At 52.4% G+C, this 26229-nt stretch carries 26 protein-coding genes and 1 riboswitch; of the genes, 4 read left to right on the forward strand and 22 right to left on the reverse strand.

Annotation, left to right across the window (positions count from 1 at the left end; genetic code table 11):
- Positions 1–140: 140 nt before the first annotated feature.
- The 21 genes from ACE3MQ_RS21130 to ACE3MQ_RS21230 form a co-directional block, all read right to left on the reverse strand.
- Complete coding sequence (locus ACE3MQ_RS21130) at positions 141–764, reverse strand: NUDIX hydrolase (protein ID WP_379396386.1); 624 nt, start codon at positions 762–764, stop codon at positions 141–143.
- A gap of 38 nt (positions 765–802) precedes the next feature.
- A complete protein-coding gene (gene ilvA, locus ACE3MQ_RS21135; RefSeq protein ID WP_379396388.1) occupies positions 803–2077 on the reverse strand; it encodes a threonine ammonia-lyase IlvA in 1275 nt (424 codons plus the stop codon).
- Between the two features lie 128 nt (positions 2078–2205).
- On the reverse strand, positions 2206–2817 hold the full coding sequence (locus tag ACE3MQ_RS21140; RefSeq protein ID WP_379396390.1) for an alpha/beta hydrolase: 612 nt from the start codon (positions 2815–2817) through the stop codon (positions 2206–2208).
- Positions 2814–3773, reverse strand: a complete 960-nt coding sequence (locus tag ACE3MQ_RS21145) for a ring-cleaving dioxygenase (RefSeq protein ID WP_379396393.1) — start codon at positions 3771–3773, stop codon at positions 2814–2816. Before ACE3MQ_RS21145 ends, ACE3MQ_RS21140 begins: the two co-directional genes overlap by 4 nt.
- A 166-nt stretch (positions 3774–3939) precedes the next feature.
- Positions 3940–4215, reverse strand: a complete 276-nt coding sequence (locus ACE3MQ_RS21150) for a hypothetical protein (protein ID WP_379396395.1) — start codon at positions 4213–4215, stop codon at positions 3940–3942.
- A gap of 77 nt (positions 4216–4292) precedes the next feature.
- Complete coding sequence (gene purD / locus ACE3MQ_RS21155; protein ID WP_379396397.1) at positions 4293–5558, reverse strand: phosphoribosylamine--glycine ligase; 1266 nt, start codon at positions 5556–5558, stop codon at positions 4293–4295.
- A gap of 387 nt (positions 5559–5945) precedes the next feature.
- Positions 5946–7493, reverse strand: a complete 1548-nt coding sequence (gene purH, locus ACE3MQ_RS21160; RefSeq protein ID WP_379396399.1) for a bifunctional phosphoribosylaminoimidazolecarboxamide formyltransferase/IMP cyclohydrolase — start codon at positions 7491–7493, stop codon at positions 5946–5948.
- A gap of 288 nt (positions 7494–7781) precedes the next feature.
- The gene (gene purN / locus ACE3MQ_RS21165; protein WP_379396401.1) at positions 7782–8414 is read right to left on the reverse strand and encodes a phosphoribosylglycinamide formyltransferase; all 633 of its coding nucleotides are present in this window, start codon (positions 8412–8414) and stop codon (positions 7782–7784) included.
- Positions 8414–9457 (reverse strand): phosphoribosylformylglycinamidine cyclo-ligase, encoded by a 1044-nt coding sequence (purM, locus tag ACE3MQ_RS21170; RefSeq protein ID WP_379396403.1) that lies wholly within the window; start codon positions 9455–9457, stop codon positions 8414–8416. The genes purN and purM overlap by 1 nt, the downstream gene beginning before the upstream one ends.
- 306 nt (positions 9458–9763) lie before the next feature.
- Positions 9764–11242 carry an amidophosphoribosyltransferase gene (gene purF, locus ACE3MQ_RS21175; RefSeq protein WP_379396405.1) on the reverse strand — a complete coding sequence of 493 codons (1479 nt, stop codon included), beginning with the start codon at positions 11240–11242 and terminating at the stop codon, positions 9764–9766.
- On the reverse strand, positions 11227–13470 hold the full coding sequence (purL, locus tag ACE3MQ_RS21180) for a phosphoribosylformylglycinamidine synthase subunit PurL (protein ID WP_379396407.1): 2244 nt from the start codon (positions 13468–13470) through the stop codon (positions 11227–11229). Before purL ends, purF begins: the two co-directional genes overlap by 16 nt.
- Entirely contained in the window at positions 13448–14137 is a 690-nt protein-coding gene (gene purQ, locus ACE3MQ_RS21185; protein WP_379396409.1) for a phosphoribosylformylglycinamidine synthase subunit PurQ, read from the reverse strand. Before purQ ends, purL begins: the two co-directional genes overlap by 23 nt.
- A 3-nt stretch (positions 14138–14140) precedes the next feature.
- On the reverse strand, positions 14141–14386 hold the full coding sequence (purS, locus tag ACE3MQ_RS21190) for a phosphoribosylformylglycinamidine synthase subunit PurS (RefSeq protein WP_055109705.1): 246 nt from the start codon (positions 14384–14386) through the stop codon (positions 14141–14143).
- A gap of 188 nt (positions 14387–14574) precedes the next feature.
- Positions 14575–15474: a phosphoribosylaminoimidazolesuccinocarboxamide synthase gene (locus ACE3MQ_RS21195; RefSeq protein WP_379396411.1), complete on the reverse strand. Its 900-nt coding sequence runs from the start codon at positions 15472–15474 to the stop codon at positions 14575–14577.
- Between the two features lie 27 nt (positions 15475–15501).
- Entirely contained in the window at positions 15502–16800 is a 1299-nt protein-coding gene (gene purB / locus ACE3MQ_RS21200; RefSeq protein WP_379396413.1) for an adenylosuccinate lyase, read from the reverse strand.
- Entirely contained in the window at positions 16797–18059 is a 1263-nt protein-coding gene (gene purK / locus ACE3MQ_RS21205; protein ID WP_379396415.1) for a 5-(carboxyamino)imidazole ribonucleotide synthase, read from the reverse strand. The genes purB and purK overlap by 4 nt, the downstream gene beginning before the upstream one ends.
- Positions 18059–18562, reverse strand: coding sequence for a 5-(carboxyamino)imidazole ribonucleotide mutase (gene purE / locus ACE3MQ_RS21210; RefSeq protein ID WP_379396417.1), 504 nt, complete (start codon positions 18560–18562; stop codon positions 18059–18061). Before purE ends, purK begins: the two co-directional genes overlap by 1 nt.
- 244 nt (positions 18563–18806) lie before the next feature.
- A riboswitch (purine riboswitch) is annotated at positions 18807–18908 on the reverse strand.
- Positions 18909–19059: 151 nt separating this feature from the next.
- Positions 19060–19494: a universal stress protein gene (locus ACE3MQ_RS21215; protein WP_379396419.1), complete on the reverse strand. Its 435-nt coding sequence runs from the start codon at positions 19492–19494 to the stop codon at positions 19060–19062.
- An 80-nt stretch (positions 19495–19574) separates the two neighbouring features.
- The gene (locus tag ACE3MQ_RS21220; protein WP_379396421.1) at positions 19575–19838 is read right to left on the reverse strand and encodes a DUF1294 domain-containing protein; all 264 of its coding nucleotides are present in this window, start codon (positions 19836–19838) and stop codon (positions 19575–19577) included.
- A 111-nt stretch (positions 19839–19949) separates the two neighbouring features.
- Positions 19950–20081, reverse strand: coding sequence for a hypothetical protein (locus ACE3MQ_RS21225; protein ID WP_379396423.1), 132 nt, complete (start codon positions 20079–20081; stop codon positions 19950–19952).
- 75 nt (positions 20082–20156) lie between these two features.
- Positions 20157–22289: a DNA topoisomerase III gene (locus tag ACE3MQ_RS21230; protein ID WP_379396425.1), complete on the reverse strand. Its 2133-nt coding sequence runs from the start codon at positions 22287–22289 to the stop codon at positions 20157–20159.
- Between the two features lie 290 nt (positions 22290–22579).
- Here ACE3MQ_RS21230 and ACE3MQ_RS21235 point away from each other — a divergent pair, with 290 nt between their 5' ends.
- Positions 22580–23572 (forward strand): ketoacyl-ACP synthase III, encoded by a 993-nt coding sequence (locus ACE3MQ_RS21235; RefSeq protein ID WP_379396580.1) that lies wholly within the window; start codon positions 22580–22582, stop codon positions 23570–23572.
- A 35-nt stretch (positions 23573–23607) separates the two neighbouring features.
- Positions 23608–24177: a thymidine kinase gene (locus ACE3MQ_RS21240; protein ID WP_379396427.1), complete on the forward strand. Its 570-nt coding sequence runs from the start codon at positions 23608–23610 to the stop codon at positions 24175–24177.
- Between the two features lie 77 nt (positions 24178–24254).
- On the opposite strand, the gene ACE3MQ_RS21245 is transcribed toward ACE3MQ_RS21240, so the two are convergent.
- Positions 24255–24899 carry a hypothetical protein gene (locus tag ACE3MQ_RS21245; protein WP_379396429.1) on the reverse strand — a complete coding sequence of 215 codons (645 nt, stop codon included), beginning with the start codon at positions 24897–24899 and terminating at the stop codon, positions 24255–24257.
- 171 nt (positions 24900–25070) lie between these two features.
- On the opposite strand from ACE3MQ_RS21245, the gene ACE3MQ_RS21250 reads away from it, so the two are divergent.
- Complete coding sequence (locus ACE3MQ_RS21250) at positions 25071–25283, forward strand: hypothetical protein (protein ID WP_379396431.1); 213 nt, start codon at positions 25071–25073, stop codon at positions 25281–25283.
- Positions 25284–25306: 23 nt separating this feature from the next.
- The gene (locus tag ACE3MQ_RS21255; protein ID WP_379396433.1) at positions 25307–26158 is read left to right on the forward strand and encodes a sulfurtransferase; all 852 of its coding nucleotides are present in this window, start codon (positions 25307–25309) and stop codon (positions 26156–26158) included.
- The last annotated feature ends 71 nt before the right edge of the window (positions 26159–26229 follow it).

Genomic DNA, 26229 nt, shown 5'->3' on the forward strand with positions numbered 1-26229 from the left:
ATTGGCTAAAATAGTACAACGATTGGATACTTAGTGAATTTATGCACAAGGGAAAAACACCCCTATCCATCTGATGACAACGAAAAAAGCAGCCTAATCGGTTAATCACCGATATAGACTGCTTATGAGAATGCCACCCTTTAATCAACAATGGCTGCTTTATTCGGATCCCTCAAAAACTGGAACATCGTTTTGATTTGCTCCTCGGTGTTTCTTTGGAGAGATAACTGCGGAAGATGATTCTCCTCGAAAAAAGCTACGCCGCTCGTTTCAATCCCAGCTGCGGCCTCACCGCCAACAATTTCGCATTGGATGAAAAATTTATAGACATGATACGGCTCTGGAGGATGATGATGAAACTTTTTATCCAATACAGCGAGCAAACGAACCGGCCTCACTTCGTAACCGGCTTCCTCCTTGATTTCCTTCACTGCCACCTCGGAAGGAGACAGCCCGATATCTCCCCAGCCCCCAGGCAATGCCCAATCGCCGTCATGCTTCTCTTGTACCAGCAGCACCTTGTTATCCTTGAAAACAACGCCGCGAATATCTACCTTGGGTGTCGCATATCCACGCTCATTGGCAAACGATAGCTCAATAATCTCCCGATCCACCGAGGTATAGCTATTCAATATGTCAATGCTGATTTCCCGGAGAGCCTCATAGCGTTCCTCATCATACACATCCTTAGTGTATGCAAGTCCTGTCTGAGCGATAGCCTGAATTTGCTTCGCCCACTCCAGCCATTTTGGAGCTGTGTTCATTTGCATCGACCTCCCCTTGCTAAGTCCAACCCGATCAATCAAATCAATAAATTAAACAGATTCAAGTCACGGTTCAACTCCGTGTAGGCAATGCCTTTAGCTTCCATCCGTTCGACTAACGCCTCATAATCGGCGCGATCGCTGAGCTCGATTCCTACCAATGCCGGCCCGTTCTCCTTGTTATGCTTTTTCGTATACTCAAACCGGGTAATATCATCGTTCGGCCCAAGTACGTCCTGTAAGAACTCACGCAGCGCACCAGCACGCTGAGGAAAGTTTACAAGGAAATAATGCTTCAAACCTTCATAAATGAGCGAGCGCTCCTTCATTTCCTGCATCCGATCGATATCGTTGTTGCCGCCGCTAATAACGCAAACGACCGTTTTGCCGCGGATTTCATCCCGGTACATATCAAGAGCGGACACTGGCAGCGCTCCGGCAGGTTCCACTACGATTGCACTATCATTATATAAGTCAAGAATCGTCGTGCAGGCTTTTCCTTCGGGCACCTTCACGATATCGTCCAGCAAATCGGCGCAAATGCGATAGTTCAGATCACCGACGCGCTTCACGGCCGCACCGTCTACGAACTTATCGATCTTCTCCATCGTTACGACGTGCTGCTGCTCGAACGCTTGGCTCATCGAAGCGGCTCCCAGCGGCTCAACCCCGATCAATTTCGTCTCTGGACTCATCGCCTTGATATACGTGCCGACGCCCGAGGCCAATCCGCCGCCCCCGATCGTCAAAAACATGTAGTCTGCGGCCGTGTCCAAATTCTCCATGATTTCCATGCCGATCGTTCCGTTGCCCGCAACGATTTTCGCATCATCAAAAGGATGAATGAACGTCATTCCCAGATCCCGGCATGCCTTCATCGCTTCCTCATAAGCATCGTCGTAAGTATCTCCCGTCAAAATAACCTCCACGTGCGAGCCGCCGAAGCGTTTTACCTGCTTCACCTTCTGATTCGGCGTTGTGCTCGGCATGTAGATCGCACCCGGAATCCCCAGCGCATTGCAGGAGAAGGCTACACCTTGGGCATGGTTGCCCGCACTGGAACAAACGATGCCTTTCTCCAGCTCCTCTGGACTTAAGCTGCGAATTTTATTATATGCGCCGCGGATTTTGAAAGAACGGACGACCTGCAGATCCTCCCGCTTCAAAAATACACGGCATCCGTACTTCGCCGACAATGTCGCATCCAGCTGCAGCGGCGTACGCACTACGACTTCCTTCAGCACATGATGAGCCCGGACGATTTCTTCCATGCCTACCGTGCGTTGTTCTGTTTCTTGTTCAGTCTGATTCATCTCTTCTCCTCAATTCTCTTAAACAGATTAATGATTCATCTATTAAAAAACACATTTCGTACCTTAGTCGTTCACATATAATTCTAGCCCGTCTCAGCCAGGTAACTTAACTTATTCATCCGACCCAGCTACAGCACGAAGGCTTGCCTAAACCATGCTGCGGCAGCATCAATTTCCGTTCCGGTCAGGCTGTGACCCGCATTTTCCCAATGCACCGTCAGTTTGGCTCCCGCTCCTTCCAGCAGACTGCTCAGCTCCTCCGTCTCGGCCGGAGGACACATTCGGTCGTTACGTCCTGCGCCAATAAAAACATGAACATCCTTCAAATCAGGCAGCACCACGCTGCGCAGCGGAACCATCGGGTGATGCAGCACAGCCCCGCGAAGGGAATCATTGTAATGAAACAACAGGCTTGCTGCCATATTGGCTCCATTCGAATATCCTACAGCGACATAATTGCGTCGATCAAGATCATATTTCACAGCTGACTCATCGAGAAAATCATATAGTTCGCGAGTCCGCAGCGCCAAATCCTCTTCATCGAACACCCCTTCTGCCAAACGGCGAAAAAAACGGGGCATCCCATTTTCAAGCACATTCCCGCGAATGCCGAGAACAGAAGAATCGGGCGATAGAGACTTAGCAAGCGGCAGCAGGTCGCTCTCCGTTCCTCCCGTTCCATGCAAGAGCACTAACACCGGCGCTGATTCATCCTTGCCTTCCTGAAATAAATGCCTCATTCCTCCGCCTCCTCTTCATCCAATTCGAAAGACCGAACCTGAAAACTGCTCAAATGGGGAAGTATCGCACTGCGATGCGGCTCATACCGGGCCGGCAGCATGAGCTCCTGACCCAGGCGCTCCAGCGGCTCGTCGATCGTAAAGCCCGGCGGATCGGTAGCAATCTCGAACAAAATTCCGCCAGGCTCCCGGAAATACATCGCTTTGAAATACTCGCGATCCACAATCGGCGTTGGATGAAGACCGCACTGCTCAATCATTCTCCGCCACTCCAAGTGCTCCTCCTCATCCTTCGCCCGCCAGGCGATATGGTGAACCGTCCCTGCCCCTCCGCCGCTTCGCGGGATATCCTCTGCATTCAAATCGATCCAGTTTCCAAGGTCGCCCGTGGCCTGATATCGAATGAGACCTTCTTCTTCAGCCACCCGCTTCATATCAAGAATCAGCTCCAGCACCCCAGCGGTACTGGCGCTATCGCTGCTGAACAGCAATGCGCCGCCGAATCCCTTAATGGCGTACTGCAGCGGCACTCCGCCAAATGACCATGTACTGGCAGGCCCCTCAGCCCGCTCCACCAGGTCGATCAGCAAACCGGAATTATCCGTAAATCGTATATAATCCTCGCCAAAGCGTGTGATGTCCATATAGGGGATGCCGAACTTTTTCAGACGCTTGCGCCAGAACAGCAGACTCCCGGGCGGAACGGCATAAACCGTTACTCCGACCTGCCCTCCTCCAATCATCCCGTTCTCCACACCATCCTGTGGAAAAAAGGTCATAATCGTTCCTGGACTGCCCGACTCATCTCCAAAATACAAATGATATACTTCCGGTGCATCGAAATTCACCGTCTTTTTGACCAATCTAAGACCGAGGACGCCTGCGTAGAAATCCACGTTCCCCTGAACGTCTCCCACAAACGCCGTAATATGATGTATTCCTGCCGTGGTTGGCATGGCTCGTCCTCCCGAAAAAAAACTTCTTCTCGTTATTATACGTAACCTGCGTAAACAATTCATCTTCTATCGCAAAATATGGGCTAAAAAACAAACAGCGCCAGATAATATCTGACGCTGACGCTAATGCTGCTTGCTCTGTTCTGTCGTGCATGCTTCTATGCGATTACTCCACTTGGCCGCTCCTGCGCTTCCCCGCATGCCCCGTGTTATCAAAGTCATCGGAGATGTCCCGTTCGGCTGGATCTTTAGCAAGCTCTGTAAGCTTCCATTCCGTCGATCCCATAATGAGATCCGCAGGAAACTCCTGACCTCGGTACAAATACTCCGAACGGCCCCACTCATCCGTGTAAAGTCCTTCCACTTCCACCTTCTCACGCGAAATTGGAAGCATATCCTTGTCTTCCCGGCTCATGATCGATTCGACGCCTCCATTCAGCAATAATCGGAATGCTCTTTTCGTTAACATGCGCCGGAAAGGGCGAGGTTATCCAGATTTATTTCTAATCACTCACGCCGTTATCTTAAGGCTTTTGCCGCGATATCGGAGCGCTGATGCTTCCCTTCGAAGGTGATACGCTCTGCGGCGGCATAGGCTTTATTCCGTGCTTCGGCAATATCCTGTCCAAGCCCGACGACTCCAAGCACGCGTCCGCCGTTCGTAACCCATTCGCCTGCTTCATTTTTCGCTGTACCTGCATGAAAAACAAGCGCATCCCCGGCCTCATCCAGCCCGGAAATCGGCAGTCCCTTCGGATAGGAAGCAGGGTATCCGCCGGAAGCAAGCACGACGCATACCGCCGCTTCATTGCTCCATTCAATCTCCACTTTATCCAGCGTGCCGTTAACCGCAGCCAGGAAAATTTCCAGCAGATCGCTCTTCAGGCGCGGCAGCACGACCTGGGTCTCCGGGTCGCCGAACCTTGCGTTGAATTCAATCGTCTTCGGCTTGCCGTCCGGCGAAATCATCAGCCCGGCAAACAGCACGCCGCGGAATGGACGTCCCTCCGCCACCATCGCTTTGGCCGTCGGCTTAATAATCGTCTCCACCGCTTCCTCAATAATGGAATCCGCGATATGAGGCAGCGGCGAATACGTCCCCATGCCACCCGTGTTTGGCCCTTTGTCGTTATCATAGACCTGCTTGTGATCCTGGGCTGCCGACATCGGACGAACGACCTCGCCGTCCACAAAAGCAAGGATCGACATCTCCTGCCCTTCCAGAAACTCCTCGATAACCACCTGGCTGCCTGCCTCGCCGAACACCTTGCCAACCATAATATCCTTCAAGGCTGCTTCGGCTTCCTCACGCGTAAATGCAACCGTTACCCCTTTGCCAGCAGCAAGCCCGTCTGCCTTAATGACAATCGGCAGCTTCTGCTGATCGAGGTACGTCTTAGCCTCTCCGTAGTTGTCGAACTTCTCATAGGCAGCCGTCGGAATGTCATATTTCTTCAGCAAATCCTTCATGAACGTCTTGCTGCCTTCAATATGAGCCGCATTCTTGCGCGGCCCAAATACCGGAATATTCTTCGCTTCAAAGGCATCTACGATGCCGTCTGCTAGCGGATCATCCGGTCCGACAACCACCAAGCCCACCTGCTTCTCCTGGGCAAAAACCGTCAGCTTATCGAATTCGTTTACCGCAATCGGAACAATCTCTGCCACTTGACCAATCCCGGCATTGCCCGGTGCGCAATATATTGTGCCTGCCTTCGGGCTCTTGGCCAGCGCCCAGCAAATCGCATGCTCCCGGCCGCCGCCGCCAATCACTAAAATGTCCATACCGCTCCCCCTTATATCCAAACAGCAAACGGCAGGCCGCCTCCGCGGTCCACCGTCCCTGTCCACCCTGAAAGATTTATTTAACCTGCTTCGTGATCAAAAGATGACTTTTTGAACTACCTCTTACAATAAAGATTTTAAAAATCAGGTTTTCAGCACCGAGAAGCTTGGATGAAGCCAGGGGTTGAGGAGCGGAGCTCCACGTTTTCAAAGAAAACGACTACGGAAGCATACGCTTGGTAAAACCTACGTCAGCACCTCAAATGTTTCCGAAGGAAACATACTTCGAAAGCATTAGCTTAGCCCCGGCTGAATTCAAGATTCGACGCCGAATCTACCCCTTTGAAATTACTTCGTGATCAAAAGTTGATTTTTAAAACTACCTCTCTAGTGCTTGAAGTGGCGTATGCCGGTGAACACCATGGCAACCCCATACTTATTCGCCATTTGGATCGATTCCTCGTCCTTGACGGAGCCGCCAGGCTGGATAATAGCCGTTACGCCAGCTTTAGCAGCCGCCTCTACCGTATCGCCCATTGGAAAAAACGCATCCGAAGACAGCACGCTGCCATTCACTTTGTCGCCGGCCTGCTCGATAGCGATCTTCGCCGAGCCGACACGGTTCATTTGTCCAGCACCTACGCCGATCGTCATATCATCCTTCGCCAGCACGATCGCGTTAGACTTCACATGCTTAACTACTTTCCAAGCGAACAGAAGCTGCTTCAATTCTTCTTCGGATGGAGCACGATCCGTGACCACCTTCAGATCCGATTCCTGCAAAGAGTGAACATCGCTGTCCTGAACGATCATGCCGCCGTCAATCGAAGTAACGACAAGCTGGCTCTTGCGATTTACACCCAGCTCCAGTCCGTTCACCTTCAACAATCGGATATTTTTCTTCTGCGTCAGAACGGCAATGGCTTCATCCGTAAATCCGGGAGCAAGGATAATTTCCAGGAAAATTTCCTTGAGCAGCAGGGCAGTTGCTTCGTCAATGATTCGGTTAGCCGCTACAATGCCGCCAAAAATCGATACCGGGTCTGCCTCATGCGCCTTGCGGAATGCCTCGTAAATGCTGGCTCCGATTCCCACGCCGCAAGGATTCATATGCTTAACGACCACGACCGCCGGCTCTTCGAATTCCTTCACGATTTGCAGAGCAGCGTTTGCGTCATTAATGTTGTTATAGGAAAGCTCTTTGCCGTGCAGCTGCTCCGCTGAGGTCAGCGTATCTGCCGCTGCCAGCGGTTTGCGGTAAAACGCCGCCTTCTGGTGCGGATTCTCGCCATAACGAAGATCCTGAATCTTCTCATACGTGACCGTAAAGCGTTCAGGAAGCGGATCACCGTTCACATTCGACAAATAATCGGAAATCAGGGCATCGTAAGCCGCCGTATGGCGGAAAACTTTGGCCGCAAGCTGTTTGCGCGTATCCAGGGTCGTATCCCCTTCGGCTGCAATTTCATCCAGTACCTTGCTGTAATCATTGGAATCCACGACTACACTGACAAAGGCATGGTTTTTTGCAGCAGAACGAAGCATGGTCGGCCCGCCGATGTCGATATTTTCAATCGCATCCTCATAAGTTACATCCGGCTTGGCAATCGTTTCTTGGAACGGATATAAATTGACGACCACCAGATCGATATAATCCAGACCAAGCTCCTTCATTTGCGCTTGATGCTCGGCGCTGTCCCGTACTGCCAGCAGACCGCTGTGCACGGCAGGATGCAGCGTCTTAACCCGGCCATCGAGTACTTCTGGGAAGCCCGTTACATCGGAAATCCCAATCACAGGTATACCTTCCTTCGACAAAAGGCTTTTCGTGCCCCCCGTTGAAATAATTTCTACTCCTAATTGCGACAGCCCGCGGCAAAAATCCACGATACCCGTTTTATCCGAAACGCTAACCAGCGCTCTTTTGATACTCACGATTGGCTTCCTCCTCTATTTATGGCAAGAATAACGCCACGGCTTTGTGCCGGACTGGCTAATAGCTGACGTTCCCTATATTTCATTCGCTAGACGAATGACCCGATATTTCTCGGGAAATATCGAAAATGCCACATTAACCGCTGCAAGCAAAACGTCAATCGACATACACTATAAGAACAAAGACGCGATTTACGCAGTTTTCGCAAAACGATAACACTGTTTCGTGACTCCATCATCATTTGAATCTATCCTAAGCTTGTTCGCACCTTTATACGATATGCAGCACTATGAGATCGTGATGCTCCGCCCCTCAATCCGGACTTTGCCATCGGCAAACCAGTTTACCACCTGCGGATATAGATCGCGCTCAGCGGAATGGATCTTCTCCTCCAAAGTCTCGATCGTATCCTCTGGATCAATTTCCACGGCCTTCTGGGCAATCACCGGGCCTGTATCCATGCCCCCGTCAACCAGATGCACCGTAACCCCGGTAAGCTTGACGCCATACTCCCAAGCTTGTCCAATGGCATCCTTTCCCGGAAAAGACGGAAGCAAGGACGGATGAATATTAATCATGCGCCCTTGATACGCCTCTACGAGCACCGGGGTGAGAAGCAGCATATACCCTGCAAGCACAATCAGGTCAACGCCTCTGCGCGCCAACTCCTCAGCGATCTCCGCTTCATAGTCCTCTCGGCGGGAATAGGATTTCCGCTCGAACACAAAGCAATCCACCCCGGCGCGACGCGCCCTTTCGACAACGGGAGCTTCCGGCTTGTTGCAGACAAGCAGTACGATCTCCGCCCCAAGTGTCCCCTCACGGGAAGAGTCTATAAGCGTTTGAAAATTGCTGCCCTGACCGGAAGCAAACACCGCGATCCGAAAAGGTCTCGCGCTTCCAAGAGATTGTTCCGTCATTATACTTCCGCTCCCGTAAACTTCACTTCCCTGTTGCCTTCGGTTACGCGTCCGATTACATAAGGCGTCTCTCCTGCAGCCCGTAAAGCCTCAAGCGTCTTATCCGTATCCTCTTGATTCACCACGATAACAAGTCCGATTCCCATATTGAAGGTCGTAAACATATCACGGCTGCTCACATCGCCTTTCTTCTGAAGCAAGTCAAAGATCGGCAAAATCGGCCATGCGCCGTAATCGATCTCCGCACTAACGTTGTCAGGCAGCACGCGCGGAATATTCTCAATGAATCCGCCGCCCGTAATATGCGCCATCCCCTTGACCTGCACCTGCTCAAGCAAAGCCAGAACCGGCTTCACATACAGCTTCGTCGGCGTCAGAAGCACATCGCCCAGCAGAGCGCCGTCAAGCTCAGGCAAAGAATCGTGCAGGCCATAGCCGCACTGCTCAAGCAAGAGCTTGCGTACAAGAGAAAAGCCGTTGCTGTGCACGCCGCTGGAGGCCAGACCGATAATCGCATCGCCTGCGTCTATCGTGCTTCCGTTGATAATCTTGCTTTTATCGACTACGCCTACCGTAAACCCGGCGATATCATACTCGCCCTCGGCATACATCCCCGGCATTTCTGCGGTTTCTCCGCCGATCAGCGCGCAGCCGGACTGACTGCAGCCATCGGCAATTCCGGATACGATCGCTTCGATCTTAGCCGGAATGACTTTGTCGCATGCGAGATAATCCAGGAAAAAGAGCGGCTCCGCGCCTTGAACGACAACGTCGTTGACGCACATCGCTACCGCATCGATCCCGATCGTATCATGCTTATCCATCGCAAAGGCGATTTTCAGCTTCGTGCCGACCCCATCCGTTCCTGACACAAGGACAGGCTCCTCATACTTATCTTTGTTCAAGCCGAACAAAGCGCCAAAGCCACCCAAATCCGTTAACACTTCAGGACGGAACGTCCGCTTGACGTGGCTCTTCATCCGCTCTACCGCTTCATTGCCCGCTGCGATATCTACACCGGCATTTTTATAGGCTTCAGACACGAAAGGACACTCTCCTTCAAATTATTTTAGATGTTGTTCAAAAAGTCATTCTTTGATCACGAAGTAACACAAGAAGTTCATTCGACATCGAATCTTGAATTCAGCCGAGACTAAGCTAATGCTTTCGAAGTATGTTTCCTTCGGAAACATTTGAGGTGCTGACGTAGGTTTTACCAAGCGTATGCTTCCGTAGTCGTTTTCTTTGAAAACGTGGAGCTCCGCTCCTCATTCTCTAGCTTCATTCAACCTTCTCGGTGCTGAAAGACCTACTTTTTGAACTTCGATTAAATCGTTAATCACATTAACTTAACAGCTGCAGCCAAACTTCTCCTCGCCCGCAAAATCCGTGCGCGTCGGATAGTCATTATCAAAGCAGGCCATGCAGAGGCCGCCTTTATAGTCCTTGGCGTTATCCCCCTTCACCGCGCTGATCAAGCCTTCGGCGCTTAAAAATTCCAAGGAGTCCGCATTGATTTCCTTACGGATTTCTTCGATGGACTTCGAGGAAGCGATCAGCTCCGCCCGGCTGGGTGTATCGATGCCGTAGAAGCATGGATTTTTAAACGGCGGCGAAGTAATCCGCACATGCACCTCCGTCGCCCCGGCCTCGCGAAGCAGATTGACGATGCGGCGCGATGTCGTTCCGCGGACGATCGAATCGTCGATCATGACGACGCGCTTGCCTTCGACGACCCGGCGGACAGCACTCAGCTTCATCTTCACACCCTGCTCGCGCAGCTCCTGGCTCGGTTGAATGAAGGTTCGCCCCGTATATTTATTTTTGATCAGGCCCAGCTCGTAAGGGATTCCCGTCTGCTCGGCATAACCGATCGCGGCGGAAATACTGGAATCGGGCACGCCGGTGACGACGTCCGCATCGACGAACGATTCCTGCGCCATGACCTGTCCCATCCGCTTGCGGGCAGCATGCATATTCGAGCCGTTCATATCGCTGTCTGGACGAGAGAAATAGATATACTCCATAGCGCATAACGCCTTGCGCTGAGGTTCAGCATATCGATCCTCATGCAAGCCCTCCGCATCCAGCACCAGCATTTCACCCGGCAAAATATCGCGGACGGTCTCCGCGCCAATCACCTCGAACGCACACGTCTCGGAAGAGAACAGATAGGCGTCACCTAGACGGCCCATCGTCAACGGACGAAGCCCGTGCGGATCGCTGGCGACGATCATTCTGTCATTCGTCAGCAGCAGGAACGCAAAGCCCCCGACCAATTGGCCAAGCGCATCCCTGGCTGCTGCGACGAAATCCTTCGAGGAGCGGGCGATCAAATGAGCAATGACCTCTGTATCGCTCGTCGTCTGAAAGATGGAGCCGCTCTGCTCTAGCTGATGACGGATTTGCGGGGCATTGACAATATTGCCGTTCGTAGCTACCGCGAGATCCCCGTCCCGATATTTAAAAATCAGCGGCTGGGCATTCATCAGACTGCTGTCGCCGTTTGTGGAATAGCGAACGTGCCCGATGGAACGATCGCCATGCAGAGAGGCCAGTCTGTCCCGATCGAACACTTCCTTCACAAGCCCCATGCCGCGGTGATAATTGAACTCGTCACCGTTCGTTACGCACAATCCTGCGCTTTCCTCCCCCCGGTGCTGCAGCGCGTGCAGCCCGTAGTAGGACAAAGAGGCGGCTTCGGGGTGACCGAACACCCCGAATACACCGCATTCCTCTTTTAACGTATCGAATATATCACTCTTGCCTGTTCCTTGATTATAGTAGTCTCCTGTCCAAAGCCCTTGCGGAATTATTGCATCAGACATGGAATTACATCCTCCCAGTCCTGCTTCAGCTCGCTTACCGGTCTGTTCAGCACGGAGCGGGCACCCACAGAAATCTCTAGCTTGTCGCCCGTTACCTGACCGATCTTCTGAACCGGAACGCCGTAGGAGGCGATCAATTGCTCCAGCTCCGCCGCCTTGTCCGGGGTGGCCGATAACAGGATGCGGGATTGCGATTCACTGAATAGAGCAAGGTCAGGACGAAGCTCTGTCGCAAAGTCCACTTTAGCGCCTAGGCTGCCGCTGATGCAGGACTCTGCCAAGGCTACGGCCAAGCCGCCCTCCGACAAATCATGCGCGGATTGCACAAGGTCCTTTTGAATCGCGGCCAGCACGCTGTCCAGCAATTTTTTCTCGACGTTCAGGTCAAGCGCCGGCGGACGGCCTTCCGTTACTCCATGAACAACGGCCTGGAACTCGCTGCCGCCAAGCTCTGCAAAGGTTTCGCCAAGCAGGAATACAACGTCTCCCTCTGCTTTGAAGCCTTGCGTCGTAATGTGGTCGGTGTCGTGTACAAGACCGACCATGCCGACAACCGGCGTCGGATAGATCGCGCCCTTGGCGTTCTCGTTATACAAGCTGACGTTACCGCCGATAACCGGAGCATCCAGCACGCGGCAGGCTTCTGCCATACCATCGACCGCTTTTTCCATTTGCCAGAAAATATCCGGCTTCTCCGGGCTTCCGAAGTTCAGGTTATCCGTAATCGCCAGCGGCTCCGCGCCGGAGCAGACAACGTTGCGTGCTGCTTCGCTCACCGCGATGCGTCCGCCAACCTCTGGATCCAGATATACGAAACGTCCGTTGCAGTCCGTGGTCATCGCTAGTCCTTTGCGCGTTCCGCGAATCGTAACGACGGCCGCATCCGAGCCCGGTTGAACCGCCGTGCTGGTACGAACCATGTAATCATATTGGTTATATACCCACGCTTTGCTCGCTACGGAAGGAGAGGACAACACTTTATTCAGCGCCCCGTTCAAATCCGTAACTTCTTCATAGCGCAGTGTATCTACATTCGCATTTTCCTCATAGTAAGCTGGTACAGCCGATGGCTTGTTATAAATCGGGCACTCGTCGACAAGCGCCGTCACCGGCATATCGCCAACGACTTGTCCTTGGTGGATCAGTCTCAGACGTCCGTCGTCCGTCACTTTACCCACCTTGGCGCAAATTACGCCCCAGCGTTCGAAAATCTCCAACGCCTGCGCTTCATCCTTCGGCTCGACGACGAACAGCATCCGCTCTTGAGACTCGGAGAGCATCATTTCATACGGCGTCATGCCTTCTTCGCGCTGTGGAACCTCATCCAAATACAGCTCCAGGCCGTTTCCGGCTTTACTTGCCATCTCTGCGCTGGAGCAGGTCAAGCCTGCTGCGCCCATATCCTGAATACCCAGGACGATACCGGAATTAATTAGCTCCAGGCATGCTTCCATAACGAGCTTCTCCATAAATGGATCGCCTACTTGTACGGCTGTCCGCTTTGATTCGGACTCTTCCGTCAGCTCTTCGGAAGCAAACGTTGCCCCGTGAATACCATCACGGCCTGTAGGAGGGCCAACATAGAATACGGGATTGCCTACGCCCTTCGCAACGCCGCGCTGGATTTTATCATGATCGATCAGACCCACGCACATGGCGTTAACCAGCGGATTGCCGTCGTACGCGTCATCGAAAACGACTTCGCCGCCAACCGTCGGAATGCCGATACAGTTGCCATAGCCGGCAATACCGGATACGACATGCTCGAACAAGTATTTCACGCGGTCGCTCTCCAGCTTGCCGAAGCGCAGGGAGTTCAGCAGGGCAACCGGTCTAGCGCCCATGGAGAAAATATCGCGGATAATCCCGCCCACGCCCGTCGCCGCCCCTTGATACGGCTCAACCGCAGAGGGATGATTATGGCTTTCTATTTTGAACACAACCGCTTGGTTGTCGCCGATATCTACGATTCCGGCACCTTCGCCCGGTCCCATCAGGACGCGCGGGCCTTCGGTCGGGAAACGACGAAGCAGCGGTTTGGAATTTTTGTATGCACAGTGCTCAGACCACATGACGCTGAATACGCCGATTTCCGTGTAGTTCGGTTTGCGCCCCAGAAATCCGCAAATCAGCTCATACTCACTGTCCGAAACGCCCATTTGTTTATAAATTTGCTGTTCTGCGATTTGCTCTGCATTCGGTTCCTTAGCGGACACTTGCTGACTCATGCCGATCCCTCCAAGCCTTTAATATCGATGTAAACATACGTTTGCCGTCCTCTGATCCAAGTAGGCTGTCCACCGCACGCTCAGGATGCGGCATCATGCCGACGACGTTGCCGCGTTCATTGGAAATTCCCGCAATATCGTCTACGGAACCATTTGGATTATTCACATAACGGAAAATAATTTGCTTGTTCGCCTTCAACTGCGCGAGCGTCTCTTCATCACAATAATAGTTCCCCTCGCCGTGAGCGATTGGAATATTGATTTCTTCGCCTGGCAGGTACTGCGTCGTGAACGGATTGTCATTGTTCTCTACCCGAAGCATCGTTTCGTGGCAGCGGAATTTTAGTGAAGTGTTGCGGCGAAGCGTGCCAGGCAGCAGTCCAGCTTCAGTCAGAATTTGAAATCCGTTGCAAATCCCCAGGATATATTTGCCTTGCTCGGCGGCTTTGGCTACCTCGGCCATTACCGGAGCGAATCTTGCAATCGCCCCGCAGCGCAAATAGTCGCCATAAGAGAATCCGCCGGGAACAAGAATACAATCATAAGCGGAAAGATCCGTGGCCGTGTGCCACACATAATCGACTGGCTCGCCTAATGTGTCTTCAACGGCTTTATAGCAGTCGATATCACAGTTGGAACCGGGAAATACGAGTACTGCGAATTTCATGGATTAGCCCTCCAATTCAAAGCGGTAATCTTCGACGACCGTGTTGGCCAACAGCTTCTCACACATCTCTTTTACGCGGGCTTCCGCCTCGTTGCGATCATTGGTATCCAGCTGCAGCTCCAAATACTTACCGATACGGACACTTTCAACCTCTGCAAATCCCATAGAATGCAGGGCACCTTGTACGGCAACTCCTTGCGGATCAAGTACGCTTTGCTTAATGGTGACATAAACGGACGCTTTAATCATTCCTCGTATTCCTCCTAATGAATGTTATAAATGAATAATGTACTGAATTATTGCTGATGGCTATTTGCTGATTTACTACTGTTAATGTTGCTGTATATAGTGAAGCCTTAGTGCCTATCCGCATGATCATAAGGATTACGATTCCTACCGCGGTGGTCACTACTGCCTTACTCCTGTGATAAAACGATTCAATATAACCGCTTGCCCGTCAGACGATAGAATATTTCCCGATATCGCCGAGCCGTCTCTTCAACAACGAACGGGGGCAGAGGGGCTGGCTGACTGTTCTTGTCCCAATCGGAGCCGGAAAGATAGGTGCGAACCGGCTCTTTGTCCATGCTGTCGATTTCAATGTCGAGGGCATAATTTTCCTTGGCCCAAAAACGCGCGGCATCCGGAGTGAAGATCTCGTCGATCAATATCAGTTCTCCGTCGACGGAGCCGAATTCCAGCTTGCAGTCCGCGAGAATAATGTCTCGTTGATCGCAATACTGACGAGCAAACTCGTACAGCTCCAGGCTGCGTGTGCGCAGTTGATCGGCAAGCTCCGCGCCGACCATTTCCGTCATTTGATCATAGGATATATCCTCATCATGGCCGACGTCATTTTTCGCCGAAGGCGTAAAGATCGGTTCAGGCAGCTTATCATTCTTCCGAAGACCTGCCGGCAGCTTCGTGCCATTGATCTCTCCGGTTTCCTCATACTGCCTCCAGCCGCCTCCCGTGACATAACCGCGAACGACACATTCGATCGGAATGCGTTCCGCTCTGCGGGTAACCATGATCCGATCCTTTAGCAGCTCTTTGCTCTCGGCTTTGATTGCAAAGCCGAGGCGCTCCACATCGGCATGGATGACATGATTGTCGATCAGATCGCCGGTCAGTGAGAACCAGTGAGCGCTTAGGCGGTTGAGCACATTGCCCTTATCGGGCACAGCCGGCTCCAGCACGTAATCGAAAGCGGAAATGCGATCCGTCACCACGATCAGGTAGTGCTCTCCCAAATCGTACAGCTCCCGGACTTTACCTTTATATAACAGCGGTGCGTTTACCAGCTCCACTGCTGTGGAAATCGCCTTTGTTACCATTAACCCTGCCCCCTGCATTTCGTAGTGTTAATCAGACAATCCGAGCTTGCGGAAAATCGTATCTACATGCTTCAAATGCCAGGACGGGTTGAACGCATCCTCAATCTCCTCCGGACTTAGAACAGCCGTAATTTCCGGCGTCTCCTCGACCAAATCTCTGAACTGGCGCTGCGTCTCCCAAGCCTGCATCGCCCGGGGCTGAACCGTATCATAAGCTTGCTCGCGGCTGAAGCCTTTGTCGATCAGCTTCGTCATGACGCGACCGGAGAAGGGAACCCCGAACGTACGGCTCATGTTGCGCTTCATGTTCTCCGGGAACACCGTCAGATTCTTCACGATGCTGCCGAAGCGGTTCAGCATGTAATTCAGCAGCATCGTCGCATCCGGCAGGATAACGCGCTCTACCGAAGAATGCGAGATATCGCGTTCATGCCACAGCGTCACGTTCTCGTAAGCGGACACCATATGCCCGCGGATGACGCGGGACAAGCCGGAGATATTCTCGCTGCCGATCGGGTTGCGCTTATGCGGCATGGCGGAGGAGCCTTTTTGACCCTTGGCGAAGGCTTCCTCCACCTCGCGGAACTCGCTCTTCTGCAGAGCGCGAATTTCGGTAGCGAACTTATCGAGCGAGGTTGCGATCAGCGCCAGCGTCGCCATATATTCGGCATGGCGGTCACGCTGCAGCGTCTGGGTCGAGATCGGAGCCGGCTTCGTGCCCAGCTTCTTGCAGACGAACTCCTCGACGAACGGATCGATATTGGCATAGGTGCCGACGGCACCGGATATTTTACCAAACTGCACCCCGTCAGCCGCCCGGCGGAACCGCTCCAGATTGCGTTTCATTTCCTCATGCCATAAAGCCATCTTGAGACCAAAGGTCGTCGGCTCCGCATGAACGCCGTGGGTACGGCCCATCATAGGTGTATCCTTGTAGGCCATAGCTTTGTCGCGCAGGATTTGAATGAAGCTCGTCATGTCTTTTTCCAGAATTTCATTCGCCTGCTTCAGCAGATAACCTAAAGCTGTATCGACGACGTCCGTGGAGGTTAGGCCGTAATGCACCCATTTGCGTTCCGCTCCCAAACTTTCTGAGACAGCACGGGTAAACGCAATGACATCGTGGCGGGTCTCCTGCTCGATTTCGTAAATGCGATCCATATCAAAGGATGCATTCTGGCGAAGCAGGGCAACATCCTCTTTCGGAATAACGCCAAGCTCAGCCCAGGCCTCGCAGGCGCAAATTTCTACTTCCAGCCATGCTTTGAACTTGTTCTCTTCCGTCCAGATCGCTCTCATCTCAGGTCTGCTGTAACGTTCAATCATATGAGCTGGTTCCTCCAAATTGTAGTTTGCTGTATAAAATCAATGCCTTCCTGCACATCGCTGCACAGGATGTTGACATGTCCCATTTTTCGTTTGGCGGCCGATCCGGCCTTACCGTATAAATGCACCTTCGGTACAACGCTAGCTGATGCTGCGCCTTCTGGCCCTAACGAGCCCCAGTTCCCCGAGGACACAGCCTCCGTTACGGCCTCGATATGCTCACCAAGCACGTTTACCATAACGACCGGCGTCAGCAGCCTGGCCTCGCCGAGCGGTAAATTGCAAATAGCCCGGACGTGCTGCTCGAATTGCGATGTTGTGCAGGCTTCCATCGTATAATGCCCTGAATTATGCGGGCGCGGTGCCAGCTCGTTCACATAAATCCGTCCGTCCTCAGTCAGGAACATTTCCACGGCGAGGAGGCCAACGGCTCCCATCGACTCCGCAATCCGCGAAGCGAGCCGTTCCGCTTCACGCTGCACTTCCTGGTCGATTCTCGCGGGAACGATTGAAGCGTGCAAAATGTTATCCACATGAATGTTCTCGGCAACCGGGAACGTTCGGATTTCACCGCGCGGGCTGCGGGCCGCAATGACGGACAATTCCTTCACGAAAGGGATAAATTGCTCCAAAACAAGCTCGGTACCCGCTTGGCTTAACTCGGCATAGGCTGGGCCGATCTCCGCTTCCGATCGAATCACCCATTGCCCTTTGCCGTCGTAGCCGCCTGTCGCGGTCTTCAGCACGCTTGGAATGCCAAGCCGTGCCACCGCTTCGCGCAACTGCTGCTCACTGCCGATTTCCGCATAAGGAGCTACCGCAGCTCCCGCCGCTTCAACGGCCCGCTTCTCGCGAAGACGATGCTGCGTCGTATAGAGAAGCTGGCTTCCTTGCGGAACATAGGACAGTTCTTCGAGCAGCGCTGCAACCTTAGCGTCCACGTTCTCAAATTCATACGTGATGACGTCCGACCGCTCAGCCAGCCCTCTCGCCGCCTCCTGATCGTCATATCCGGCGACGATTTGCTCTGCCACTTGACCGCATGGAGATGACGGCGTCGGATCGAGCGTGACAAAACGGTAACCGAGGTTGGTTCCCGCCAGCGTCATCATCCGCCCCAGCTGCCCGCCCCCAAGGACGCCAATCGTCGAGCCAGGCGGGATAACCGAACCGCCCCATTCGCTGTGCCGCTGTTCAGCGCTTGGGCTCCCAGCAACTCCGCTTTTAGCCCGGTGCACTGCATTAGAGGATTCGTTCATTATTTGATCTCCCCCAGGTCGGCCGAACTGTCCAGCACTTCGTCACGGATGCGATCACGGCGCCCTTGTACGCGAGACGCCACCTCCGGATCAAAGGCCCCGATCATTTGCGCTGCCAGCAAACCGGCGTTAATTGCGCCAGCCTTGCCGATAGCAACCGTAGCCACCGGGATTCCGCCCGGCATTTGCACGATAGACAGCAGGGAGTCAAGACCGTTCAAGGCCGCCGATTTCACCGGAACGCCGATCACGGGAAGAACCGTTTTCGATGCGACCATTCCTGGCAAATGAGCCGCTCCTCCGGCACCTGCGATAATGACCTTCAAACCGCGTTCAGCCGCTTGCTCCGCGAACTCAAACATCAAATCCGGCGTACGATGCGCAGATACAACCTGCTTCTCATAAGGAATTTGAAGCTCCTCCAAAACGGCGCAAGCATGGGACATCGTATCCCAATCCGATGTGCTGCCCATGATCACTGCAACCTGTGCCTGTGCTGACATGCCTCAACCCACTCCTTCAATAAAAGTATTTGGCTATTCTTTTTGTTTATTCCTCCTGCTCCAGCCTAGCCTAGACATTAAAAAAGTCCGGAGCATTCTGGAAAATAACAAGTATTTTCAGATTCCCGAACCAAAGAGAGAATACACTGCGGCTATTTAGCAGCAGCTTGTCTATGATGACAGAATCGTTGCATTTCGTTCCGCGATCAAGCAGAGAAAGGTCGCATCCTGAACAAATGCCTTCTCCATAGACGTATTCGCTCGTAGTCCGAAAATTTACGGTTTTCAGGTAGAGACTTCCGGGCCATATCCCCGGATTTATACGAGACAATTCATGATGGCGGTCGCCCGCCGTCCTCTATCAGTTTAACAATCCCGCCTAGCTCATGTCAACTCAAACACGAACATTATTAATTCCAATAATCAGAATGTTCGTTTTTTGGTGCCTAGCAAATAAAAAAGAGAATGTCCTGTAGGACACTCTCTCGAATCTTCACTTATTTAACGACCAGCACAGGCACCTGGGCGTGCTGAACGACGTTATGGCTGACGCTGCCAAGCACGAACTCGCGAATTCCGCCGAGACCGCGGCTGCCGATGACGATAAGATCGTTATTGTTCTTTTTCACATAGTCCAGAATCACTTCTGCCGGCGCTCCCTGATACAGCTCTGCCTTACCCTTCACACCTGCGGCCTGCAATCGGTTCTTCGCTTCCTCTACCGTCTTCTCCGCCAGGTCATAGAAATCCTGATTCACGAAAGCCGGTACGGGGGCGTATCCCTCCGCGACGTAGAAACGGGGAAAATCAAAGACATGCACTACTTCAAGGGTAGCTTCCGGCGATAATTTCACCAGTTCAATCGCTTTCTCAAGCGCTTTGGTACCCGCCTTGGAACCATCGTACGCTGCAACAATTTTGGAAAATAACATAAGTCAGCACCTCTCCTTGTCTAGTTTATGAATACAAGCGAAGCGAGATCGTGCAATTACTCTACCTATTAAATAAACCATTAGATCAAAAAATAACCCAATAACACCGCATTCAGCAAAAGAAGCAGCGGGATACCTACCCTGAAGCTGGCATGCTTCGTTTTGTGCCGCTTCACGTTCATGGCCATCAGCACACCGAGCGAACCCCCGATGGCTGCCAAGAGAAACAATGTCCGTTCAGGAATCCGATCACGCCTCTGCCGGGCCCGGCGTTTATCGTCGGCCATGACCAAATATGAAATTACATTAATAATCAGAAACCAGAGCAGCAGCCCGGTTCTCATGCTTACCGCCCCCATCTTCATCCGTCTTCGGCAACTTCGTTTCCCTTGATTCTATTATAACGCTAACTGCCCAAATACAAAAGGCTCCCTCACGGGGAGCCTGGGCCAGCATCACATCTTCGGAACTTCATTTAAATTGGGCGGTCTCTTTGCCTGCTTCTTCAGCTTAGGCTCTATCGCTTCTTCCATAATGCTGGATTTATTCTGCTGATCCTTGATCTTGGTTGATTTGTGATGGGGCATACTCATCACCTCCCAAGCATAGGGTTCCGAGCATGCCTCCGTTTTATGCGAAGACAATAGAAGCTTCGGAAGCTTCTATTTATTTTTGTTCTCCATAGCGGCCTTCAGCAATTCCCCCAAATTAGAGCCGATGGTTTCCTGTTTCTTCGTATATTGACTGACCAGCTTTTGCTGCTCGCGCTTGCTCATATGTTTGGAGTCTTTATTATTCATCATTTCCGTAATTCCGCACGGCAGACATTGAACATACCGCCCCGCCTTGCCTTCCTTCATTTCCATTTTCTTATGGCACTGCGGACAACGGCGGTTGGACAGGCGCTTCTCGCCGGAACGGCGGTAGCCGCAATCCTCGCTTGGGCAGACAAGCATCAGCCCTCGCCCTGTCTTCTTCTCCAGCAGTCTCGTTCCGCAATCCGGACAATGGCTGTTGGATACGTTATGCGGCTTATAGGTCGCATCGCTATTCTTCACGCCAGCCACGAGTCCTTGCGCCATGCCCCTTATTCCTTCCAGGAACGGGCCTGGCTTGCCTTGACCGCGAGCGATCCGCTCCAGCTCGGCCTCCCATTTCGCGGTCAGATCCGGCGAGCGCAAATCGCTCGGAGCCAGCTCGATCAGCTGCTTGCCCTTTCCTGTCGGATGGAGCACGTTCCCCTGCCGCTCAATCGTATCGGAGCTGACCAGCTTCTCAATAATATCAGCCCGAGTAGCTGGCGTACCCAACCCGTGCTTCTCCATCTGCGTCAGCAGGGCCGCTTCGCTGTACCTCTTCGGCGGCAGCGTACGACCGCTCTGAATGCGGCAGCGGTTCACGGTCACGCTATCGCCCTCATGCAGCTCTGGCAATGAAGCGCTGCCCGTTTCGGAGGCATCCTCGTCCTCTTCGTCTTCCTCCATGGCCTGTCCGTCGTACACGGCACGCCAGCCGCTGTCCTTCATCGTCGTGCCTTTGGCATGAAGGGTTTCCCCAGCCACATCTAAAGTGACGGCGACATTATCAAAGCGAGCGGCCGGATAGAACAGGCTGATGAACCTTCTTACGATCAGATCGTATAGTTTGCGTTCCTCCGTGCTAAGCGCATTCAGCAGCACCGTCTGCTCGGTCGGAATAATCGCATGATGGTCAGTGACCTTGCTGTCATCGATGATCCGCTTGCTCAAAGAGAGCGGCTTGCGCAGCAGCGGCCTTGCCAGCGGTGCGTACGGGCCGATGGCGACGCTGCTCAGTCTCTCCTTCAGCGTATCCTTCATATCGGACGTCAAATAACGCGAGTCTGTCCGCGGATAAGTCACGAGCTTATGCTGCTCGTACAGCCTTTGCAATACATTTGATGTCTGCTTGGCGGAAAACCCGAGCAGGCGGTTCGCATCACGCTGCAGCTCCGTGAGATCATAGGCCAAAGGATGCGGCACGTTCTTCTCGCTCTTCTTCAGCTTCACAATTTTACCGGAGCGGCCATCCAGCTTTCCTTGAAGCTGCTTCACCTTCTCCGGGTCGAAAATCCGGGAATCATTATTCGCGCCTCGCCAAACCGCTTCGAAAGTTCCCAGATCAACGCGCAGCGTGCTGTATTCCTCCGAGCGGAATGAGACGATTTCGTTCTCCCGCTGCATAATCATACCCAGCGTCGGCGTCTGCACTCGCCCGGCGGATAGCGGTGATCCGAACTTGCACGTAAGCGCCCGCGTCACATTCAGACCGATCATCCAGTCCGCTTCCGCCCGGCATCTTGCCGATTGGTACAGTCTATCGTACTGGTTTCCCGGCTTTAATGAAGCAAAGCCCTCCTTGATCGCTTTATCCGTCTGCGAGGAGATCCACAGCCGCTGAAAGGGCTTGTTCCATTTCGCCATATCCATAATCCATCTGGCGAGCAGCTCGCCCTCACGGGCAGCATCCGTTGCAATAATAAGGGAGTTGATATCCTGTCTTCTCATCAGCTGCTGCACGGCCTTGAACTGATGGCTGCTCTCCCGCAGCACTTTCAGCTTCATTTTTCCGGGTAGAATAGGCAGATCCTCCAACGCCCAGGAACGAAACTTCGCATCATAGTCCTCCGGCTCAGCGAGTCCAACCAAATGGCCCAGCGCCCAGGTCACGACATATTTAGGTCCTTCCATATAACACTTATGCTTATCGCGGCAGCCCATCACTCGGGCTATTTCCCGCGCTACAGAAGGCTTCTCCGCTAGTACTAATGTTTTCATGGGTTCACAGATGCACTCCTTTCAGAGTTCATTATAACATCCGAGGGAACGGGTAACTAATCTATATCCATATTCGCAAGCTGAATTCAGTATGAAGTTCTTGAAATAATTATACAATACTGTTAAAATCCAAGTATTAGAACCAGGTACTAATATCAGACGATGATATCTGATAAAATATCTGAGGATCACACCATGAGCTGATACAAAAAGTTAGCTATCTGTTTTATCGAATAAAGCATATTTTTCCCGTTATATCCAAACAAACTGAAGGAGTGATTGAGTTGACGATTGCATCCAAATCCCGGATTACCGCCATCGGCACCTATGTTCCAGAGAAAATTTTGACGAATGGGGATCTGGAAAAGCTGGTCGAGACGAATGACGAATGGATCGTCCAGCGAACAGGAATTCAAGAGCGGCACATCACGTCAGACCATGAATTCACCTCCCACTTATGCATCCGGGCCATCGAGAAGCTGCGCGATACCTACAACGTTTCACTCGAGGATGTTGATCTTATTCTCGTGGCGACGACGACTCCTGATTACTCCTTTCCCAGCGTATCCTGCGTCATTCAGGGGCATTTCGGGATGGCCAGCACCGGAGCGTTAGATCTGAATGCGACATGCGCAGGCTTCTCCTATGCCCTTCATTTGGCCAATGGAATGATCACTTCAGGGCTGCATAGGAAGGTGCTCGTGGTCGCTGGCGAAACGATGACCAAGGTTACGGATTACAGCGACCGCAGCACATGCATTTTATTTGGCGATGGGGCCGGGGCAGTTCTTGTCGAGCGGGATGATACGGAATCCGGCTGTCTTGAAGCCGTTGTCATGGGTACACAGGGAGCCGGAGGTTTGCATGTGTATCGTTCCGGGCTCTCCTCGGTTATGAATGGCATACCACTGGAAGGCAACGGAAAAATCGTGCAAAATGGACGCGAGGTGTTCAAGTGGGCGGTACGTACCGTAACTGCCGGTATCGAGCAGCTGCTGGAGCAAGCTAACGTAAGTCGGGAGCAAATCGATTGGTTCATTCCGCACAGCGCCAATTTGCGGATGATCGAATCCATCTGCGAAAAAGCGAATATCCCCTTAAGCAAAACGCTGCAAAGCGTGCAGCTTATGGGCAATACCTCCTCGGCCTCCATTCCGCTCGCTCTGCAGGCGGGACTTGATGCCGATCAGCTGAAGACTGGAGACAGACTACTGATTTACGGCTTCGGAAGCGGCCTAACTCATGCAGGGCTCATTGTGCGATGGGGCGTACCCGCTATATAATTAGCGAGATGAACAACTAGAGAAGGGGCGCAGCGATGGCACAGCTATTTTTTAAATACGGAGCGATGAACAGCGGCAAATCCATTGAAATTCTGAAGGTAGCCCATAATTACGAGGAACAGAACAAGCCGGTGATGCTCTTCACATCCGCCTTGGATACTCGGGACGAAGCAGGCTATATTTCCTCGCGCATCGGCCTGCGAAGACAAGCGATTCCAATCAAGGAGGATACTGACATATTCGGCATCGTCAGCCGGCATGAGCCTCGTCCATATTGCGTACTGGTGGACGAGTGCCAATTTTTGAATAGGGACAACATCGAGCAGCTTGTCCGCATTGTAGACGAGCTTGATGTTCCGGTGATGGGCTTCGGCCTCAAGAACGATTTCCAGAATCGACTGTTCGAGGGCAGCGAGCTTATGCTCATTTATGCGGATAAAATAGAGGAGATGAAGACGATTTGCTGGTTCTGCGAGCGCAAAGCAACGATGAACCTGCGTGTAGAGGACGGGAAACCCGTCTATACCGGAGAGCAAATCCAAATCGGCGGCAATGAATCCTACTACCCTGTATGCCGTAAATGTCATCGCAATCCGCCATTATAATTACCTTAAAACGAGAAGCGCGTGCATCTGCATGCGCTTCTCGTGTTCAAAGGACACAGTTGTCTATCCCCTGTTTCTCACTCTTCTGTCGAGCCCCGTCTTCTTCTCCGTCTTAGCCTTCTTCTGCGGCCTAAAAGTGTCTCGTGAAACAACAAATTCTGGTACTTAAATCTGCTGAACGGAAATTTGAACGTTAATGCAATTCCTCGATCCTCGATTTTTACCGATTTCAGCGCTGGAGTACGAACCGCACTTCGTACAAGCAGATTCACTAGCCGCGTATTTTTACGGCGAATCGCAATGGCCAGCTTACATGCAAAGGGCCTGTCGCTTGCAAGTCTACGGTAAAACGGCAGCACGGCCCGGGCTATCGCCTGATGAACGTCAGGCTCGAATACGAATTGCACCGTTCCTGGCGGAATCGTCGTTCCATTCGTATACACAAGTTTCGGAAAGCTGAAATCTATAAAGTAGCCGATCCCGTTTGTACCAAGTCCCTGCCTGGCTGCTCGCGGAGCTACCGAGGCAAGCAGCTTTTCAAGCTTATCTAAATTCGCCGTGACCACAGCCCTGCTCCACAGGGTGGCAAACCTCTCGTCCGTCGCGACAGCTCTATAGAACGGCAGCATGCCAGCTGCTACACTTTGCAGCACATTCGCATTCACCTTAAATTTTCCGCCCCTGCGGCTTCCGGAGCTTCCACGCCATATTGCCCTACCCATCTCCATTCCTCCCTAGAACGATTCAAGTTGCCCGTTCATCGTTGCATTAAATAAAGTTTCTATAATATATGGAATAGTCGCTTGTCACGGTTGGGCTTTTGTCTCTACAATAGAGAAGTCAGATGAAGATTATAGGCAGTTTTATTCTGCTTGAAGGAGATGGTAATCAGTATGCCGACTATTCGACGTCTCATTACGGAGCAGGATCTGCAAACGGCGATGGAGCAAGGACTCCGCATTCGCGTCTTCCGCGATAGTCATCTTATTGAAACCGGGTCGATCATTATCCGCCTCACCGAAGATACCGTTATCACGCAATCCAGCGTGAGCGATCTTACCTACCATAACCGCAACAACTGTCAGTTCTTTGAGTTAAAAAAGTAAATAGATGAAGGGAGAGCAAGTCGATGACAAATCCACTCGTTTCAAAAAAATGGCTTCTGGCACGCATGTACCAGCCCAATATAGCCATCGTCGATTGCCGTTTTCAACTCGGTTCGCCAGAGGCAGGCAGGATGGCTTACACCGAATCTCATATTCCCGGTGCAGTCTATCTCGATTTGGAGAGCGATCTCTCCGCTCCCGTTGGCGAGCATGGCGGCAGGCATCCGCTGCCTGATCCCGAAGCCTTGGCAAAGCGCCTTGGCCAGGCTGGCATCAGCAATGACAGCGTCGTAGTAGCATATGACGACCAGGGAGGCATGAACGCCTCCCGGCTTTGGCTGCTGCTGCGTTGGCTCGGCCACGACCAGGTGAGTGTCATGGATGAGGGATTTGCAGCATGGCAGAAGGACGGCTATCCCGTAACCGCAGATCAACCAGTCATCGTTCCTTCATCATTCCAGCCTGCTGTGCAGCCGAATTTGATTGCAGATGTGAACGATGTTCGCAGCGCTATTGGCAATCCCGAGGTGTTATTGGTGGACTCTCGTGAGGCGCCTCGTTATTTGGGAGACACCGAACCTATTGATGCCAAAGCAGGACATATTCCCAGCGCGATCAACGCTTTCTGGAAGAACAACCTGGATGCCGAGGGGAAATGGATAACCGAAGAGCAGCGCCGAACGGGGCTATCTGAAGCCATAGAAGCATTGGAGTCGAATCGCGAGGTTATCGTGTATTGCGGTTCCGGCGTCAGCGCCTGCCCGAACATCGTAGCGCTCCATTCGCTCGGTTATTCTAATGTTCGGCTATATGCTGGAAGCTGGAGCGATTGGATCTCATATAGCGAGAATCCAATTGCTACTGGGGAGGAATAAGAACCACGAGGCTGTGTCGGACGCGGATTTGGGGGCTGTGACAGGTTAGGAGCAAGTGACCTGTTGCGGCC

The organism is Paenibacillus lentus (genome assembly GCF_042714055.1).
In the GTDB taxonomy this organism is placed as follows: Bacteria; Bacillota; Bacilli; order Paenibacillales; family Paenibacillaceae; genus Fontibacillus; species Fontibacillus lentus_A.